The 666-nt window shown below is 58.9% G+C and carries 1 protein-coding gene; it reads right to left on the bottom strand.

Features of this window, described 5'->3' with window-relative positions:
* Positions 1-528 (bottom strand): urease accessory protein UreG (ureG, locus tag CSC66_RS17225; protein ID WP_238394453.1); only part of this gene is annotated, 528 nt, incomplete at its 3' end.
* Between the last annotated feature and the right edge of the window lie 138 nt (positions 529-666).

Here is a 666-nt window from a genome sequence, read left to right as displayed (position 1 = left end):
GGTCATAACGAAGGGCTTGTCGCCGCGCATGCGCTGCGCATCGCGCGCCATCACGTCGAGCGAGGCGCCCACGTACGGCGCAAGGTCGGTCTTGTTGATCACCAGCAGGTCCGACTTGGTGATGCCGGGGCCGCCCTTGCGCGGAATCTTTTCGCCGCCGGCCACGTCGATCACGTAGATCGTCAGATCGGAAAGCTCCGGGCTGAACGTCGCGGCGAGGTTGTCGCCGCCGGACTCGATGAAGATCAGGTCCAGGTCAGGGAAGCACTTGCTCATGCGGTCCACCGCCTCGAGGTTGATCGAGGCATCCTCGCGGATCGCCGTGTGCGGACAGCCGCCGGTCTCCACGCCCATGATGCGTTCGGCCGGCAGGGCCTGCGCCGCGACCAGCAGGCGCTCGTCTTCCTTGGTGTAGATGTCGTTGGTGACCACCGCGAGCTGGTGATGGTCGCGCATGCGCTTGCACAAGACCTCGACGAGCGTGGTCTTGCGAACAAAAAAAAAAACAGCAAGTATGCGTTGAGACACATACTCCTGGAAGAAATAATATAAAAACGTAAATACCTACACGAACACCTCCATATGATTATGACCAGCGGCTAACAACTCTAGTGGAACTGTTGGTATCGGAAACCGTGCTGACACATGCACAACAAGACACTGGAT

The sequence above is a fragment of the Pseudoxanthomonas kaohsiungensis genome (genome assembly GCF_010211765.1).
Classification (GTDB): domain Bacteria; phylum Pseudomonadota; class Gammaproteobacteria; order Xanthomonadales; family Xanthomonadaceae; genus Pseudoxanthomonas; species Pseudoxanthomonas kaohsiungensis.
Note: the sequence above shows the minus strand (reverse complement) of the source record. Positions and strands in the feature narration are given on the sequence as shown.